The sequence below is a fragment of the Sorangium sp. So ce1153 genome, from assembly GCF_051521595.1.
Taxonomy (GTDB): Bacteria; Myxococcota_A; Polyangia; order Polyangiales; family Polyangiaceae; genus Sorangium.
In genome coordinates this window covers 6,355,460-6,370,995 of record NZ_CP150361.1, presented here as the reverse complement: position 1 = coordinate 6,370,995, position 15,536 = coordinate 6,355,460, and the positions used below count along the sequence as shown (strand labels likewise).

Genomic DNA, 15,536 nt, shown 5'->3' with positions numbered 1-15,536 from the left:
CGAGCTAGGCCCATCGGCAGGGGGCACTAGTCCAAGCCGGGGAACGGCGCCACCTGAAACGCGGCGCCGGGCGCGCCGCGACGCTGGAGACGCGCAGGCGGCCTACCGGCAACCGGCGAGCGCGCGCCGGCCGGGATGACACGGGTCGCGCGCTCGCGGGATCGCGCTCGGGACCTCGTGCGGAGCGGGGCCTTGACCGCGCCGGGAGCGGGAGCCCTGGCCGTTGCAAGGCTTGAGACGGGCGACTCGGGAGGCGAGCGGCCCGTTGCAAGGCTTGAAGCAAGGCTTGAGACGGGCGACTCGGGCGGCGAGCGGCCCGTTGCAAGGCTTGAGATGGCCTACCCGGAGGCCGAGGAGGCGATCTCAAGCCTTGAGAGCGCCGGCGCGGGTGATCAGGAGGGCGCCGCAAGCCTTGAGATGGGCGACTCGGGAGGCGAGTTGCCCGTTTCAAGTGTTGAAACAGGCGAGTCGAGGACAAGGTCCTCTATCCGGACGCGGGATGCGGGCTGACGCTCCGCAGAACAGGTGCTTCAGGGATCGGCGCTGCCGCCTGCACCACCGCCGCTGCCGCCTGCACCACCGCCGCTGCCGCCTGCACCACCGCCGCTGCCGCCCGCACCACCGCCGCTGCCGCCCGCACCACCGCCGCTGCCGCCCGCACCACCGCCGCTGCCGCCCGCACCACCGCCGCTGCCGCCTGCACCACCGCCGCTACCGCTTGCACCAGCGCCGCTGCCGCTTGCACCAGCGCCGCTGCCGCCCGCGCCGCCGTCGTCCTCGAGGACGAAAGCGCAGGCCTCGAGCAGATGAGCCTTCTGGGTGATCACCACGCAGGGGCTGATCGAGTCGTCCTTGCTCTCCGCGAGCGGCGCAGCGGGGCACTCCGCCATGGAAGCGACCTTGGCGCTCGCGCAGTCGCGCGCCGCGCCGACGGCAGCGACGCAGGCCTGAACCTCGGCGTCCGTCGGCTCCGGCGCGATCTGAGCGTTCCCGGTGCCCGCGCTGGTGTGGTCCCTCTCGACGCCGTGCAGGCACTGATCCCAGTAGAACTCGATGCAGGTCTTCACCGGGTCGTCGGTGGTGGCTGTGCTGACCCACTCCGGGCACACGGCGGCGGCCTCGCACCGGGCCCGCTCGATCTGCCGGCAGGCGTCGACGCCCACGGCGTCGTTGCCGCAGCTCTGCGTGGCGAGGATCACGGTCCCGAGGCCGAGCAACGCGGCCGCGGCCCAGGACGCGGAGCTCCGCCTGGGGGCGGAGAGGACGGCGAGCGCATGGGAACCCACCCGGCGGAGCTACCACGCGACCGCCGCAGACGTCGAGTTTTCGCCGCCCACCGCGCTCCACCACGCCCGCAAGGAGGCCCGCGGATGCACCCGCGGCGGAGTGCGCCCGCGGCGGAGCAGCCGCCCGGCGCCGGCTCGCGTCCTCGACGCAACCGGGCCGACGCGGCCGCGCCACCCAACCCCGCGCGCTCGAGGTGGTGCGCCGTGCTCCGCACCGGCGTGGCGCGCCGTGCTCCGCACCGGCGCCGCGCGCCCGCGGCGGCGCGCAGCGCCCGGCGCGAACCCTGAACGGCCCGGGCCCGTCCGATCTATGCTCCTAGGGCCCCGATCACCCGATGGATCCGCCGAGCCTCGCGCAGCTCAAGCCCGACACGATCTTCCACGGGCGATACCGCGTCATCCGCTCCGTCAAGGCGGGCGGGATGGGCGCGGTGTACGAGGTCGTGGACGAAGTCACCGACCGCCGCCGCGCGCTCAAGGTGATGCTCCCGGGATCCATCCAGGACCCGGCCATGCGCGCCCGGTTCGCCCAGGAGGCCAGGATCACCGGCGGGATCGAGAGCGATCACATCGTCCCGATCTCCGACGCCGGCATCGACGCCGACTCCGGGATGCCCTTCCTGGTCATGGACCTCCTCCAGGGCGAGGAGCTCGCGACCCTCTCGGCGCGCCGCGGCCCGCTGCCGCCGGCGGAGGTGGTGCTCTACCTGGCCCAGGTCGCGCGCGCGCTCGACAAGATGCACGCGGCGGCGATCGTCCACCGGGACCTCAAGCCCGCGAACCTCTTCCTGACGCGGCGGGACGACGGCTCGCCGTGCGTCAAGGTCCTCGACTTCGGCCTGGCCAAGGTCGCGGCGCAGAGCAGCATGGCGGACCGCACCGCGATGGTCGGGACGCCCCTCTACATGGCGCCCGAGCAGATCCGCGGCGACGGCGCCGTCGGGCCGCGGGCGGACATCCACGCGCTCGCCCACGTCGCCTTCACGCTCCTCGTCGGCAGCCCCTACTGGCTGACCGAGGCCAACGTCATGCCGTCGATCTACGCGCTCCTGCAGCGGATGGCGGCGGGGCTGCCCGAGCCGCCGAGCGTCCGCGCCGCGCGGCGCCGCAACATCCGGCTGCCGCCCGCCTTCGACGCCTGGTTCCTGCAGGCGACCGCGATCGATCCGAAGGACCGGTTCGACCGCGCGACGACGGCCATCACCCTGATGGCCGAGGCCCTCGGCGCGCCCGCACCGTCGACGCCGCCGCCCTCGCCCGTCCCCTCCACGAACCCCCCGCCGTCATCCCGCCGGGGGCTCGAGGTCGACGAGCGACGCGCGGCCGCGCCGCCCGACCCCGCGCCGAAGCCTCCGGACCTCGCGCCGAAATCCCGCCGGGGGCTCGAGGTCGATGAGCGACGCGCGGCCGCGCCGCCCGACCCCGCGCCGCCCGACCCCGCGCCGAAGCCCGTCGACGCGCGGCATCGCGACGAGGACCTCGCCGCGGTCGTCCACGAGGAGCGGCTCCGGGCCTTCCTGAAGAAGGAGGTCCAGCGCGCCAGGGAGCAGCGGACCAGGCGGCTCTCCTTGCTGCTGCTCGGCGTGGAGGGCCTCCAGGAGATCGAGGAGAAGCACGGCCGGGCGGGGGTCGACCGCATCCTCGGCGACCTCGCGCGCGTGGTCGGGATCTACGTGCCGGAAGGCGGGCTGCTCGGGCGCTACCGCCGCGACATCCTCGCGATCGTCTGCCCCGGGATCGGCCGGACGCGGGCGTCGGCGTTCGCGAAGGTGCTCGGCGAGAAGGTGCGCCAGCACCGCTTCCGGCGGATCCCGTCGATGCCCTTCCGGATGGTCATCCGCATCGGCGTCGCGCACCTCGAGGAGGGCGACGTGAGCGGCCATGATCTGCTCGATCGCGCGACCCGGGAGCTCCACGAGCGGGGGGAGTGAGGGGGATGCGGAGCGGCGGCTCGCCGGCCGCGATCTCCCGTCTCGCCCTCGCGCCCTCGATTTCTTTGACGTTTCCCGCGGAGGGGCGATCCTCGCGCGCATGGCCTCTGCCATGATCCTGGCCGCGGGGCTCGGGACCCGGCTCCGCCCGCTCACGGACGAGCTGCCGAAGCCGCTGCTGTGGCTCGGCGATCGCCCGCTCATCGCGCACATCGCCGAGCAGCTCGCCGCGGGCGGCGTCCGGCGCGCCGCGCTGAACAAGTCCCACCTCGCGGAGCGCTTCTCGCGCGACCTGATCGCCGCGTTCCCGGTGCCCGTCGAGGTCCTGCACGAGCCGGAGCCGTTCGGCACCGCCGGGGGCCTCGCGAACGCGGCGGGCGCGCTCGGCGGCGGCGACGTGGTCCTCTGGAACGGCGACATCCTCATCGACCTCGACGTGGCGGCGCTCTGCGCGGCGCACGGCGAGGGCGGAGCGGCCGCGACCCTCGCTGTCGCGCCGCGGCCGGCCGGGGAGGGGACGGTGGGCGTCGGCGCGCGCGGCGAGGTGGTCCGGCTGCGCGGCGAGCGCTTCGGCGAGGAGGCCGCGGGCGGCGACTTCGTGGGCGTGCACGTGGTCGGCGAGGCGCTCCGGCGACGGCTGCCGCCGCGCGGCTGCATGGTCGGCGACGTGTACCTGCCGTGGCTGCGCGAGGGGCGCTCCCTCGCGACGTTCGCGGCGCCCGGCGTGTGGCACGACATCGGCACGCCGGCCGCCTACCTCGACGCGAGCGCGCGCTGGCTCGCGCAGCGCGGCCTGCGGAGCCACGTCGGCCCGGGCGCGTCCGTCGCCGAGGGCGTGGACGCGACCGGCAGCGTGGTCGGCGCGGGGGCGCGGGTCGAGGGGGCCGGGGCGCTCCGCGGGTGCGTGGTGTGGCCGGGCGCGCGGGTGGACGTGGACCCCGGCGCGCCCCTCGAGCGCGCCGTCGTGACGACGCAGGGACGGATCGTGCGCGCGGCCGTTTGATCGCGCGACCAGCGCCGGAAGACGCGGCGCGAGCGGGGAGCGCGACGGGCGCCAGGCGGCCGCCCCCACTGCAGCGACGCCGAGCGCCAGATGCACGCCGTGACACCCGGGACACTGGGCATGGGGCCGCCTTCGCTCCATGTGTCCCGAAACTGACCAAGAAAGGCACGGTGCAACGTTATGCGTCCGACGTCCTCGATGCCCCTGCGACACCTGCTCCTGCGGCTTCCCTTGATCCTGTCAGCGCTCGCCGGCGCCGCGTGCGTGAGCGATCCATCGCCGTCCGACCTCCCGCCCCCGAGCCCGCCCTCGGGGCCGCCCACCACGCCTCCTGTCGGGCAGAGCAGCGGCGACGGCGCCTCGGGCGACCAGGGCACCGGCGGGCGGAGCTCCGGCGATCAGGGCCCAGTCGGCAACGGGGCTGGAGGGCAGGGCGGCGCCGGGCAGGGCGGCGGCCTGGGTACCGGGCAGGGCGGTGCTGGCGGCCTCGGCGCCGGCGGCGACCTGGGCGCCGGCGGCGACCTGGGCACTGGTGGCGACCTCGGCACCGGCGGCGACCTCGGCACCGGCGGCGACCTCGGCACCGGCGGCGACCTCGGCACCGGCGGCGACCTCGGCACCGGCGGCGACCCGGGCGCTGGCGGGTAAGCGCCGGTCGAATCAGGCAGCTGACCCTGCGACAGATACCCAGGCGCCGCGGCGCCTGGGCGAGGCGGCCGCGGCTGGCGTGACGTGCTGGCGACAGCGGTCCCGGAGCGCTCGGGCGCGCGCCGCCCGGATCAGTTGCCGAGGTCGGCGAGCGCGGCCTTCGCGGCGTTGTGCCCCGCCGCGCCGATGACCGACCCGGCCGGGTGCGTGCCGGCGCTGCACGAGTAGAGCCCGGCGAGCCCGAACCGGTACGGCACGCGATCGGCGAAGCCGAAGCCGTTGTCGATGTGGTGGATGTGCCCGCGCGTGATCCCGAAGTGCCGCTCGATGTCCGGCGGCGCCAGCGTGAACGTGTCCAGCACGAGGTCGGACATCCCCGGCGCGAAGCGATCGCAGATCGACAGGAGGTGCTTCACGTAGCGCGGCGCGGCCTCGCCCCACGTCTCGCCGCTCGCGAGCGTGTAGGGCACCCACTGCACGAAGAGCGCGGCGTTGTGGTGGCCCTCCGCGTCGCGCAGGCTCGGGTCGATCGGCGTGTGGAAGTACCACTCGATCGCGGGGAACTCGGGGAGGCGGCCGCTCATCGCGTCGCGGTGGGCCTGCCGCAGCACGTCCATCACGACGCCCTCGTCGGGCAGGAGGTGGATCGTCGGCCCGAACTGCCCCCGATCCTCCGGGAGGCACGTGAACCTGGGCAGGCCGGTCAGGGCCATGTTGACCTTGAGCGTCGAGCCGTCCTTCGCGAGGGCGTCGAGCCGCGACGACAGCGCCTTCCCGATCGCCGCCTCGCCGGCGAGCGCGCGGGTGCGGAACGGATCGGCGTTCGAGACGACGACCCTGGCCGCGATGCGCGCCCCGTCCTCGAGGAGCACGCCGGAGACCGCGCCGCCGGACGACTCGATCTGCGCGACGCGGGCGCCGGTGACGATCGTCGCGCCCTCGGCCCTCGCCTTCTCGGCGAAGAGGCGGCTGACCGTGCCCATCCCGCCCTCGACGATCATCCAGGTGCCGTCCGCGCCGGGGAGGCGGCACATGTTGTGGATGAGGAAGTTCATCCCGGTGCCGGGCGTGTCGAAGCCGCCCGCGAGCCCCGAGAAGGCGTCGGTCGCGGCGTACATCGCCTGGAGGAGATCGCTCTTCCAGCCGAACCGGGCGAGGTAGTCGGAGATCGTGCCCCGGCAGAGCTCCACGAACGTCTTCCGGAGGGCGGGCCGCACGTGGCGCTCCGCGGTCTCCTCGATGGAGAGCGGCTCCTCTAGCCAGGTCGGGGCGATGTCGTCCCGGAGCGCGGCGAGCTCGGCCTGGAGCGCGCTGTTCGCGTCCCAGTCCTGCTGGGAGAAGAAGTCCAGGAACTGCCGCTTCATGGCGGCCTGGTCCGAGCCGAAGAGCAGGTAGCGCCGGTCGGTCGTCGGGAGGAAATAGTGTGGATCGCGCCGCCGCAGGGGCAGGTCGACGCCGACCTCGCGGAGCAGCTCGGGCGGGGCGAGCCCGAGCAGGTAGGCGCCGCTCGAGACGCCGAGCGCCGGCGCCTTCGCGAACGGGTGCTCGGTCTTCACCGCGCCGCCCACCGCGTCCTTCTCTTCGAGCACCACCACCTCGAGCCCGCGGCGGGCGAGGAGGACGGCGGCGACCAGACCGTTGTGGCCCGCGCCGACGATGACGACGTCGGCCCGGGCCGGAGCTTCACTGCGTTTCACTGGGCACCTCCAGCGCTGTGCGCGTCCTCGGCCGCGGCCCGGCGCGCCCGGGCCGCGGAGCGCGTGGTGTTGCACGGATGACGCGGAGAGGAGAGGCTTTTCGCGCCCCGGAATCCTGAGGAGCGCGTCGCGTTGGCCCGAGCGCCGCCGTCACGGGGGACCTTTCCAGCCTGTCCTCCGCGCGGGGCACGGAGCGCGCCGCTCGGCGGGCTGGCGGGAGCTCTCTGTCCTGGTCGGGATCACCTTCCCGCGGCCGCCGCTCGGGCCTCCCACGCCGCGGCGACCTCCTCGGCGATCGCGCGCACCGTGAGCGGCGCCGAGCCCTCGGCCTTGTTGTTCACCAGCACGAAGCTGTCGATGCGCAGCGCCGCGGCCTCGCACACGATGCGGGCGACCTCCGCGCGCATGGCGGGATCGGGCTCGACCATCCGGTCGAAGGGGTGGAATCGCCGCTGCTCTGCCTCGTAGCGGCGCCCGGGCTTGAGCAGGAGCCGGACGAGCGCGAAGGGGGCGTTCGAGACGGGCACCACCTCGGCCTGGGCGCCGGGAGACGGCATGGTGCGAAAGTAGCTGTAGGTATGGGCGACGCCGTGCGCGCCGAGGATCTCCCGGTACTCGCCGGTGAGGTAGGCGCGCTCCCTGATCTCGACGGCGTAGGAGAGCTCGCGCGGCAGCGCGCCGAGGAAGGCGTCGAGCCGCTCGAAGAACGCGCGCGGCGGGAGCCGGTGGGCCGGGCCGACGGGGGGCAGCTCGAGCAGCACCGGCCCCGCGTGGGCCCGGAACGCCGCGAGCAGCGGCGCGGCGACGCGCGAGAGGAAGAGCGGCACCGACAGGAAGTCCGGGTTCGGCTCGGCCGGACCGCGGCCGGCGCCTTGCCCTTCGCCCTCGTCCGGCGGCGCCTGCGACCGGTGCAGCGTCTGGGAGACGACGGCGTGCAGCGTCTTCGACACGCAGCGGAAGCCGTCCGGAAGCTGCGCGCCGTAGCGACGGTAGTCGCTGTCGGGGATGGGGGCGTAGAAGCTCCGGTCGATGCCGACCGTCGTGAGCAGCGGGTGGCGGGCGTACTCCGCGAGGCCTTCGCGCGCGAGCTCCTCGGTGCTGTGTCGCCGGGCGTAGACGAGGCCCTGCCAGCCGGGGAAGCTCCACGAGCTCGTGCCGAGGTGCAGCCCTCTCGGCAGCCGCGCCGCGACGCGGGCGGCGTCTTCGTAGACCGCCGCCATCGCGTCCGGCTCGCTCGCCGCGGGCGCCTCGGCGGCGGCGGGCGGCGGCGCCGGATCGAACAGCGAGAGCTGCGAGGGGGAGGCGCCGCGGCGCCCGGGGGAGCGGCTCACCTGGCGATTCTATGTCTTCTGGAGCTCTCCGGGCACCGCCAGCGCTGGCCAGCGCTGCCCGGCCGCGGGGGCCACGTCGCGGCGCCGACCACGGTCGCGCTGGCGGCGCGCTGCTGCCTCGGTCGAGGCGCCCTCGCGGGCTGGGCCCGTGTCCGTCCTCCAGCATGCGTTGCCGGCGAGCGAGCTGGCAGCGATGCGGTAAAAGCACGTGACGTGCTGCGCCGCTTCGCCCTCGTCCTGCGCGCCCTGGCCTCGACGGCCGGCAAGGACGCCGTCGCGCGCGCCATGCCGCTGTACATGGGGCTCGGCCTCGTCGGGGCGATCGTGTTCGGGGGCAACGGGATGCACCCGTCGCAGCTCACCGGCCTCGCGGCCGAGTCGCTGCCGTTCCGGCTCGCGCTGTGGGCGGTGTGGCTGCTCGTCGGCACGCCGGCGGCGCGGTCGCTGCTCCGCGCGCCGGCGACCTTCTTCCTCCGCGCTCTGCCGGTCCCGCGCGCCCACCTGCTCTCGGCGCACGCGTTGCTCCTCGCCGTGGCCGAGCTCCCCTGGGTGGCGCTCTGGGTCATCGGCGTCGGCGCGCTACACGGGACCGCGGCTGGCGCGCTCGCCGGCAGCGCCGCCGGCGCCGCGGTCATGGCGGCGCATTGCATGCTCCTCGCGCGGCCGCGCGGCGCGCGCGAGCTCGCCCCCCTGTCGCTGGTCGCCGGCGCGATCGTGCTCGGGGCGCCCGCGGCGATCCTGCTCGCCTGCGCCGCGCCGGCGCTCGTCGTCGGGCTGCGCGCGGCGTTCGTGCGTGCGCCGGAGGTCGCTGCCGGCCGCGATCCCTCGCTGATCCCGTCCGCCGTGCCCTTCCGCGGCGGCGCGCTCGCCTCGCTCTCGCTCGCTTACCTGGCGGCGCTCCTGCGCGGCCACCGCGCGGTGCTCGTGCGCGCCATGGCGCTCGCGGCGCTCGGCGCGTTCGTCGGGGCGGCCTATGCGCGGAGCATCGGGCCGCTCGCGGGCGAGCCGCTCGCCGCGGCGTCGCTCGTCGCGCTCGCGCCGTTCGCGCTCTGCGCGGGCGCCGGCCTGGCCGGCCCGGTGCTGCGCGAGGAGCGGCGGCTCGCGTGGCTCCTCGCCGCCTGCGGCGCGGCGGCGCCGCTCAGGGCGGGCGCCGCCGCCCTTGCGGTCGCCGCGCCGGTGACCGCGCTCGCGCTCGCGCACGGGGCGGCGGTCGGCGCCCTCCACCGCGCCGCGCCCTTCGCGGCGCTCCGCGTCCTCGGCGGGGCGGGGCTCGCGGGGCTGCTCCTGTCCGGGGTTGCGCTCGGCTGCGTCCGCTGGTCGGTGCGGGAGGACGGCCGCGACAGCAGCCGGGTGCTGCTCACGGTGCTCGCCGCCGTCGTGGCGGCGACCGCGACCGCGTGGACCCTGAGCGAGCTCGCGCTCGCGGCCTGGTCGCCTGCGGCCGCGCTGCTCGCGGGGCCCGCCGGCGCGCGCTGGTCTTCGCGCGGCGAGCGCGGCGTCGCTGCACGAGAGGGGACGGCGCGGTGATGCTGGAAGCGACGGGGATCCACAAGCGGCTCGCGGGCAGGGACGTGCTCTCCGGCGTCGACCTCCGCTGCGGGCCTTCGGACGTGGCGGTCGTGACGGGCGGCAACGGCGCCGGTAAATCGACCTTGCTGCGGATCGTCGCCGGGGTGCTGGAGCCCGATCGCGGCGCCGTGACGCTCTCGGGCGATCCCATCCACGGCGGCGGGGCCGCGGCGCGGCGCCGCCTCGGCTATGCGCCCGACGCGACCGAGGCGCTGCCCGACCTCCAGGTCTCCGAGCTCTGCGCCCTCGTGAGCGCGCTCAAGCAGGCGCCTCCGCTCGACCGCGCGTGGGTCGAGCGGATCGGCGCGGGCGCCTTCTACCGGCAGCGCCTCTCCGGGCTGTCGTTCGGCCAGCGCAAGCGCGCGCTCCTGCTCGCCGCGCTCGTGGGCGACCCGTGGCTGCTCGTGCTCGATGAGCCCACGAACGGCCTGGACGCCGACGGCGCGCGCACGGTGACCGAGCTCATCGAGCAGCGCCGCGCCGAGGGGAAGGCGACCCTCCTCACGACGAACGACCCGGCGCTCGCCGCGGCGCTCGGGGGGCGGCCGCAGCGGCTGAGCGCGGGGCGGCTCGGCGCGGAAGGCGCGGCGCCCGGCGCCTGAGACGCTGCGCGCGTGGTCCTCAGAGGCTGGAGCGGGCAGGGGATTCACGACCCGTGAGGCCCGGGCCGCCGGACGCTCGCTGCCGGGCGGTCTACTTGGCCGGCTTCGCGCAGAGCAGCTTCTTCAGGTCGTCCATCCCTGCTGCGCCGCTCTTCACCGTCGAGGCGAGACGTTGCACCTTGGGCGCGAAGGAGCAGTCAACAGGCTCATTGGGCGCGTTGTTCAGCAGGGATTCGACCTTGTCGGCGGGCCCCCATACCTCCTTCTTCGTGCAGAGGATCGGGCTGCCCTGGTGATAGTAGAACCTGCGCTGAAGAAGGCGGGTCTCCGTGGCGCCGCCGAAGGGCTCGGCGTCGTTCAGGGCGAAGATGAGCTGGCCGTTGTCATAATAGAAGTGGTACGTGGACCCGCCGTCTCCCGGGGGGATGTCCTTCAGCTCTGCGATCGAGACAGCGTTGTTCTTCTTGTGCAGCCGCACCTCGGCGCTCCCCTCGCGGCCAGGGCAGTCCATGCGGAGCTCGCTCTTCTCGAGCCCTCTGTCCGCCTGGATCTCCGCGTATCTCCTCCGGATTTCTTCGATGCGAGGGTCGCCCGGGGCCCCGTGGGCGGCCCTGGGGCTCTCCGCGCCAGCCGCTGCGTCGGGGGCCGCCGGGCCCGCCGCGGGCTGAGGGGACGCCGCAGAGGCGGCCGGGGTCGCGGCCGCGGGCGGCTGCGCTCGATCTTCGCTGCCAGACGCCGCGGTCGCCCTCGGTGAGGACGAGGCGGGAGCCACGTCGCCGCGCCCGCAGCCGGTAGCGAGCAGAACGCCCGCGAGGACCATCGCAGATCGACTCATGAAGGGACCCTATTCTCCATCGGGGGTTGAGGCCGCCTCGAGGTCGGCCGGACTCGGCAGCAGCCGCAGGACGCGTGTCTCGCGCTGCTCGCGACCCTCGAGGTCGAGCGACGTGGGGACCAGATAACGCGCGAGCTCCTCGACGCCTTCCGAGGGGCAGTAGGAGCGCCCGGGGTCCCCGACCAGCACCGCCACCGCGCTTCCGGCCTGGCGCCGCAGCCAGGGGAGCACGCGGTCGACCATCGCGCGCTCGTAACAGACGTCGCCGGCCACGATGACGTCCCACGCGCCGCGCGCGGCGCTCGCCGTGAGGTCCTCCGCGATCACCTCGACGGCGACGCCGTTCAGGGCCGCGTTCAGCTCCAGCGCCGCCGCGGCGAACGGATCGATGTCGGCGGCGCTCACGCTCGCCGCGCCGGCGCGCGCCGCGGCGATCGCGACGACGCCGCCGCCGGCGGCGAGGTCGAGCACGCGCTTGCCCGAGACCGCGGCGGGGTGATCGAGCAGGTACCGCGCGAGCGCCTGCCCGCCGGCCCACGCGAACGCCCAGTAGGGCGGCGGCACGCCCGCGCGCGCGAGCGCCGCCTCGGTCGCGTGCCAGAGCGGCGTGACCTCGGTCGCGAGGTGGAGCCTCACCTCGGGGACGAACGGCGGGCAGGCGACGGCGGTCTCGCGCGCCACGAACGCCGCGGCGCGCTCGGCGGGGCAGGGGGCCTCTGCCGGCTCCTCGGGCCGCGGCGCGCTCACGGGCTCCCTCGTCACAGCGCCTCGAAGATCCGCAGCGGCTCGGCGACGCGCGCCGCCCACGCCGCCTCGTCGTGCTCGGCCCCCGCGTGCCAGGCGTAGAAGAAGCTCTCGCCCTCCACGTACGGCGACCGCGCCCGCGTGAGGACGCCTCGCAGCTGGAGGTTCTCGCAGTAGTTGTCGGCCGCGGTCGGGTCGTCGTCCTCGATGCCGTCGCCGTCGTCGTCGACGCAGGCCCCGCTGCCGCCCGAGTCCAGATACAGCGTCGCCACCCGCTCGGTGTGCGCCGCGTACCGCTCGATCATCGTCTCGTGGCGCACGTCGGCCCCGATGCTGCCCCAGCCCATCGTGCCGGAGAGGCTCGCGGCGAAGGCGTACTCGCCCCGGTGGCGCTCGGCGGCGTGGAAGCTGATGAGCCCCCCGAGCGACGAGCCCATGATCCCGACCGGCCCCGGCTCGCCGTAGCGCGCCCTGATGAGCGGCCGCACCGTGTCCCTGAGGAAGTCCGCGTACGCGTCGCCCTTCCCGCCGACCAGGGCGCCCTCCTCCTCGATGCGGTCCGCGACGTGCGTGTACTCGTCCAGCCGCGCCGGGGTGCTGTCGATGCCGACGAGGAGCACCCCCGGCGGCGCGTGATCCTGCAGGTGCCAGCCGCCCGCCGGGCCCGCCGGATCGAAGAGGTTCTGGCCGTCGTGAACGTAGAGGACCCGGTCCACGGCCGCCTCCGGAACCCACACGCGCACGGTGCGCGGCTCCATGACCGCGTCTCCCACGCCGAAATGGCGATCGACGTGCGCTTCGCCGGGCGCGACGAGGCTCATCTCGCCGAACTCGTCGTAGGTGGCCGCGCGCGACCAGGGGTCGGCCGCCCACGCGGTCCGGTCGGTGAACTTGTAGCGATCGCCTGCGGGCACGTTCAGCACGATCCAGTGGAAGCCGGCGTCGCTGGTCATCGCCGCGCCGGCCCAGCCGTCGTGGTCCCCCGCGAGCAGGCGCAGGCTCACGCTGGTCGAGACGAAGAGGTAGCCGCCGTCCACGGGGACGGGCCAGCCGGTCCGCGCCGCGTGCGCGAGCAGCGCCGCGTCGCGGTCGGCGCGCAGCTCGGCGAGGATCGCCTCGACCGGCGCGCCGCTCGCGCCGCCGCCCTGGCCGCCCGCGCTGACGCTCGCCGCGCCGCCGCCCTGGCCGCCCGCGCCGGCGCTCGCCGCGGCGCCGCCGGACGCGCGCGGCGCGCCGCCGGCCTCCGCCGCGTCGCCGCAGCCGGCGAGCGCCACGAGCGCGCCGAGCCCCGCGCCCGCCGCCGCGCGCCGAACCGCCGCCTCCCAGCCCGGCGCGGCCATGGCTACCGCGCCGCGACCCGCGCTTCCGCCGCGCGCAGCGTGTTCTCGAGCAGCGAGGCGATCGTCATCGGCCCGACGCCGCCCGGCACCGGCGTGATCCAGGCCGCGCGCGCGCTGGCGGCATCGAAATCGACGTCGCCCGCCAGCTTGCCCGCTTCATTGCGGGTCTGGCCGACGTCGATCACCGCGGCCCCTTCCTTGACGCAGTCGCCGCCGATCAGCTTCGGCTTGCCGGCGGCGGCGACGAGGATGTCCGCCTCGCGGCAGATCGCCTGCAGATCGCGGGTGCGGGAGTGGGCGATGGAGACCGTCGCGTGCTGCGCGAGCAGCAGCTCTGCGATCGGCTTGCCGACGAGGTTGCTCCGCCCGACCACCACCGCGCGGGCGCCGGCGATCTGGACGCCCGCCTCGGCGAGCAGGCGCATGCACCCGACCGGCGTGCACGGCGCGAGGGCGCCCGGGCGGCCCAGCGCGAGCAGGCCTGCGTTCACCGGGTGGAGGCCGTCGACATCCTTCGCGGGATCGACGGCGCCGAGCGCGCGGTGCTCGCGGATGTGGCTCGGCAGCGGCAGCTGGACGAGGATCCCGTCGACGGTCTCGTCCGCGTTGAGCTCCGCGATGAACGCGAGCAGCTCCGCTTCGGTCGTCTCGGCGGGCAGCGCGCGGAGCCGGCCCCGCATGCCGACCTCGTTCGACATCCGCTCCTTGTTCCGCGTGTGCGTCACGCTGGCCGGATCGCCGCTGACGAGCAGCACGTCGAGCCCGGGCGGCCGGCCGTGGGCCGCCGCGAAGCGGGCCACCCCCTCGCGGACCTCGTCGCGGACCTTCTGGGCGATCGCCTTGCCATCCAGGATCTTCGCTGCCACGACGCGGAGCTTAGACCAGCCGCGGCCGTCGCGGGAGCGGCGCCCGCGGCGCCCTGCTGCCGGGGCCCCAACCTCGTCGTCGCGCCCGGCTCAGGCGAACGCGCGCACGCGCGCAGCCATGCACGGCGAGAGGAACAGCGCAGAACGGCGTGGAACGGAGCGACCCGTACGCCCGCCGCGCGATCTTCAGGTTGACCCTTACGTCCAGCGTCTCTAGCCATGAGCGGTGGACGCGCTGCACACGGACCTCTACCAGCTGACGATGGCGGCGGGCTACTTCCACCGCGGCATGACCTCGCGCGTCGCGACGTGCGAGCTCTTCGTGCGGCGGCTGCCCAGGCACCGGCGCTTCCTCGTCGCGATGGGGCTCGATCGGGTCGTGCGCTACCTCGAGGGGCTCCGCTTCACCGACGAGCAGATCGCTTACCTGAGCGCGATCCCCGCCCTCGCGGACGCGATGACGCCGGCGTTCTGCGATTACCTGCGGCGCTTCCGCTTCCACGGCGACGTCTGGGCTGTCCCCGAGGGGACGGTGTTCTTCCCGAACGAGCCGCTCCTGCGCGTCACGGCGCCGCTCATCGAGGCGCAGCTCATCGAGACGTTCGCCCTGTCGGCCATCAACCACGCGACAGCGGTCGCCTCGAAGGCCGCGCGCGTGGTCCTCGCCGCCGGCGACGCGGGGGTCATGGAGTTCGGCACCCGGAGGGCGCACCCGGACGCGGCGGTCGACGCGGCGCGGGCCGCCTACGCGGTCGGCTGCGTCGGCACCTCGAACGTCGAGGCAGGGATGCGCTTCGGCATCCCGGTGCTCGGGACGGCCGCGCACATGTGGACCATGGCCCACCCGACGGAGGAGGCGGCGTTCGAGGGCTACGTCGCCGTCTTCCCGAGCGCGGCGATCCTGCTCATCGACACGTACGACACGCTCGTCGGCGCCGCGCGCGCGGCCGCGATCGCGCGCGACAAGCTGAAGGGGGTGCGGCTCGACTCGGGCGACCTCGGCGCGCTCAGCGTGGCCGTGCGGCGGATCCTCGACGCCGCCGGGTGCGCGTCGGCCAAGATCGTCGCCTCGGGCGATCTCAACGAGCACCGCATCGCCGAGCTCAGGCGCGCCGGGGCGCCGATCGATCTCTACGGCGTCGGGACGGACCTCGTGACCTCGATCGACGCCCCCTCGCTCGGCGGCGTGTACAAGCTCGTGGAGATCGGCGGCGCCGATCCGGCCGCCGCGGGGGAGCGCACGCCGATCGCGAAGTTCTCGGAGGGGAAGGCGACCCTGCCCGGCGCGCACCAGGTGCACCGCTTCCGCGACAGGGCCGGCAAGCTCGCGCGCGACGTCATCGCGCTCGACAGCGAGCCCATGGGCCCGGGCGCCGAGCCGCTGCTCGCGCCCGTGATGAAGCGCGGCGCCCGCGTCGCGCCGCCCGAGGGGCTCGACGCCATCCGGGCGCGCGTGCGCGAGCAGCTCGGCGGGCTGCCAGAGGCGCTGCGGCGCATCGACGACGACCCCGCGCCGGGCGCGCCCTTCGCGGTCGAGGTGTCTGCCGAGCTCGGCGCGCTCGTCGAGGCGGTGCGCGCCCGCGTCGTCGCCGGCGCGGGATAGCGCGGGCCAGCGGAGCTGCGCCGCGCCGCTCGCCGCCGCGAGGTTGCGCGTCGCTGTGCGAGAGGTACGCGAGAGGAGAGA

14 protein-coding genes are annotated in these 15,536 nt (G+C 75.4%); 7 read left to right on the top strand and 7 right to left on the bottom strand.

Going from position 1 to position 15,536, the window contains the following annotated elements:
- The first annotated feature begins 192 nt into the window (after window positions 1-192).
- Window positions 193-510 (top strand): hypothetical protein, encoded by a 318-nt coding sequence (locus tag WME85_RS22765; protein ID WP_437840908.1) that lies wholly within the window; start codon window positions 193-195, stop codon window positions 508-510.
- A 20-nt stretch (window positions 511-530) separates the two neighbouring features.
- On the opposite strand, the gene WME85_RS22760 is transcribed toward WME85_RS22765, so the two are convergent.
- On the bottom strand, window positions 531-1,286 hold the full coding sequence (locus WME85_RS22760; protein ID WP_437840906.1) for a hypothetical protein: 756 nt from the start codon (window positions 1,284-1,286) through the stop codon (window positions 531-533).
- A gap of 335 nt (window positions 1,287-1,621) precedes the next feature.
- On the opposite strand from WME85_RS22760, the gene WME85_RS22755 reads away from it, so the two are divergent.
- The 3 genes from WME85_RS22755 (at window position 1,622) to WME85_RS22745 (ending at window position 4,868) form a co-directional block, all read left to right on the top strand.
- Window positions 1,622-3,217 (top strand): protein kinase domain-containing protein, encoded by a 1,596-nt coding sequence (locus tag WME85_RS22755; protein WP_437840904.1) that lies wholly within the window; start codon window positions 1,622-1,624, stop codon window positions 3,215-3,217.
- 100 nt (window positions 3,218-3,317) lie between these two features.
- Window positions 3,318-4,220 (top strand): sugar phosphate nucleotidyltransferase, encoded by a 903-nt coding sequence (locus WME85_RS22750; RefSeq protein ID WP_437840902.1) that lies wholly within the window; start codon window positions 3,318-3,320, stop codon window positions 4,218-4,220.
- Between the two features lie 198 nt (window positions 4,221-4,418).
- Window positions 4,419-4,868: a hypothetical protein gene (locus WME85_RS22745; protein ID WP_437840900.1), complete on the top strand. Its 450-nt coding sequence runs from the start codon at window positions 4,419-4,421 to the stop codon at window positions 4,866-4,868.
- A 131-nt stretch (window positions 4,869-4,999) separates the two neighbouring features.
- Here the strand turns inward: WME85_RS22745 and WME85_RS22740 are convergent, their stop codons facing one another.
- Both WME85_RS22740 and WME85_RS22735 read right to left on the bottom strand, forming a co-directional pair.
- Window positions 5,000-6,565 (bottom strand): phytoene desaturase family protein, encoded by a 1,566-nt coding sequence (locus WME85_RS22740; protein WP_437840899.1) that lies wholly within the window; start codon window positions 6,563-6,565, stop codon window positions 5,000-5,002.
- A 239-nt stretch (window positions 6,566-6,804) separates the two neighbouring features.
- Window positions 6,805-7,896 carry a DUF72 domain-containing protein gene (locus tag WME85_RS22735; protein WP_437840897.1) on the bottom strand — a complete coding sequence of 364 codons (1,092 nt, stop codon included), beginning with the start codon at window positions 7,894-7,896 and terminating at the stop codon, window positions 6,805-6,807.
- A gap of 213 nt (window positions 7,897-8,109) precedes the next feature.
- On the opposite strand from WME85_RS22735, the gene WME85_RS22730 reads away from it, so the two are divergent.
- Window positions 8,110-9,423: a hypothetical protein gene (locus WME85_RS22730; protein ID WP_437840895.1), complete on the top strand. Its 1,314-nt coding sequence runs from the start codon at window positions 8,110-8,112 to the stop codon at window positions 9,421-9,423.
- On the top strand, window positions 9,423-10,067 hold the full coding sequence (locus tag WME85_RS22725; protein WP_437840894.1) for an ABC transporter ATP-binding protein: 645 nt from the start codon (window positions 9,423-9,425) through the stop codon (window positions 10,065-10,067). Before WME85_RS22730 ends, WME85_RS22725 begins: the two co-directional genes overlap by 1 nt.
- A gap of 91 nt (window positions 10,068-10,158) precedes the next feature.
- Here the strand turns inward: WME85_RS22725 and WME85_RS22720 are convergent, their stop codons facing one another.
- Genes WME85_RS22720 through folD form a run of 4 tightly spaced genes read right to left on the bottom strand, consistent with a single transcriptional unit; the run spans window position 10,159 to window position 13,852 of the window.
- Complete coding sequence (locus WME85_RS22720) at window positions 10,159-10,902, bottom strand: hypothetical protein (RefSeq protein ID WP_437840892.1); 744 nt, start codon at window positions 10,900-10,902, stop codon at window positions 10,159-10,161.
- 9 nt (window positions 10,903-10,911) lie between these two features.
- Window positions 10,912-11,649, bottom strand: coding sequence for a class I SAM-dependent methyltransferase (locus tag WME85_RS22715; protein WP_437840891.1), 738 nt, complete (start codon window positions 11,647-11,649; stop codon window positions 10,912-10,914).
- A gap of 11 nt (window positions 11,650-11,660) precedes the next feature.
- A complete protein-coding gene (locus WME85_RS22710; protein WP_437840889.1) occupies window positions 11,661-12,986 on the bottom strand; it encodes an alpha/beta hydrolase in 1,326 nt (441 codons plus the stop codon).
- A gap of 2 nt (window positions 12,987-12,988) precedes the next feature.
- The gene (gene folD / locus WME85_RS22705; RefSeq protein ID WP_437840887.1) at window positions 12,989-13,852 is read right to left on the bottom strand and encodes a bifunctional methylenetetrahydrofolate dehydrogenase/methenyltetrahydrofolate cyclohydrolase FolD; all 864 of its coding nucleotides are present in this window, start codon (window positions 13,850-13,852) and stop codon (window positions 12,989-12,991) included.
- A gap of 226 nt (window positions 13,853-14,078) precedes the next feature.
- On the opposite strand from folD, the gene WME85_RS22700 reads away from it, so the two are divergent.
- Window positions 14,079-15,455 (top strand): nicotinate phosphoribosyltransferase, encoded by a 1,377-nt coding sequence (locus tag WME85_RS22700; RefSeq protein ID WP_437840885.1) that lies wholly within the window; start codon window positions 14,079-14,081, stop codon window positions 15,453-15,455.
- The last annotated feature ends 81 nt before the right edge of the window (window positions 15,456-15,536 follow it).

What these genes read in the sequence shown, in the direction of transcription:
- WME85_RS22755 (WP_437840904.1), top strand. Translation starts at nt 1,622, where the DNA reads ATGGATCCGCCGAGCCTCGCGCAGCTCAAGCCCGACACGATCTTCCAC.
- WME85_RS22750 (WP_437840902.1), top strand. Translation starts at nt 3,318, where the DNA reads ATGGCCTCTGCCATGATCCTGGCCGCGGGGCTCGGGACCCGGCTCCGC.
- WME85_RS22745 (WP_437840900.1), top strand. Translation starts at nt 4,419, where the DNA reads ATGCCCCTGCGACACCTGCTCCTGCGGCTTCCCTTGATCCTGTCAGCG.
- WME85_RS22725 (WP_437840894.1), top strand. Translation starts at nt 9,423, where the DNA reads ATGCTGGAAGCGACGGGGATCCACAAGCGGCTCGCGGGCAGGGACGTG.
- WME85_RS22720 (WP_437840892.1), bottom strand. Translation starts at nt 10,902, where the DNA reads ATGAGTCGATCTGCGATGGTCCTCGCGGGCGTTCTGCTCGCTACCGGC.
- WME85_RS22710 (WP_437840889.1), bottom strand. Translation starts at nt 12,986, where the DNA reads ATGGCCGCGCCGGGCTGGGAGGCGGCGGTTCGGCGCGCGGCGGCGGGC.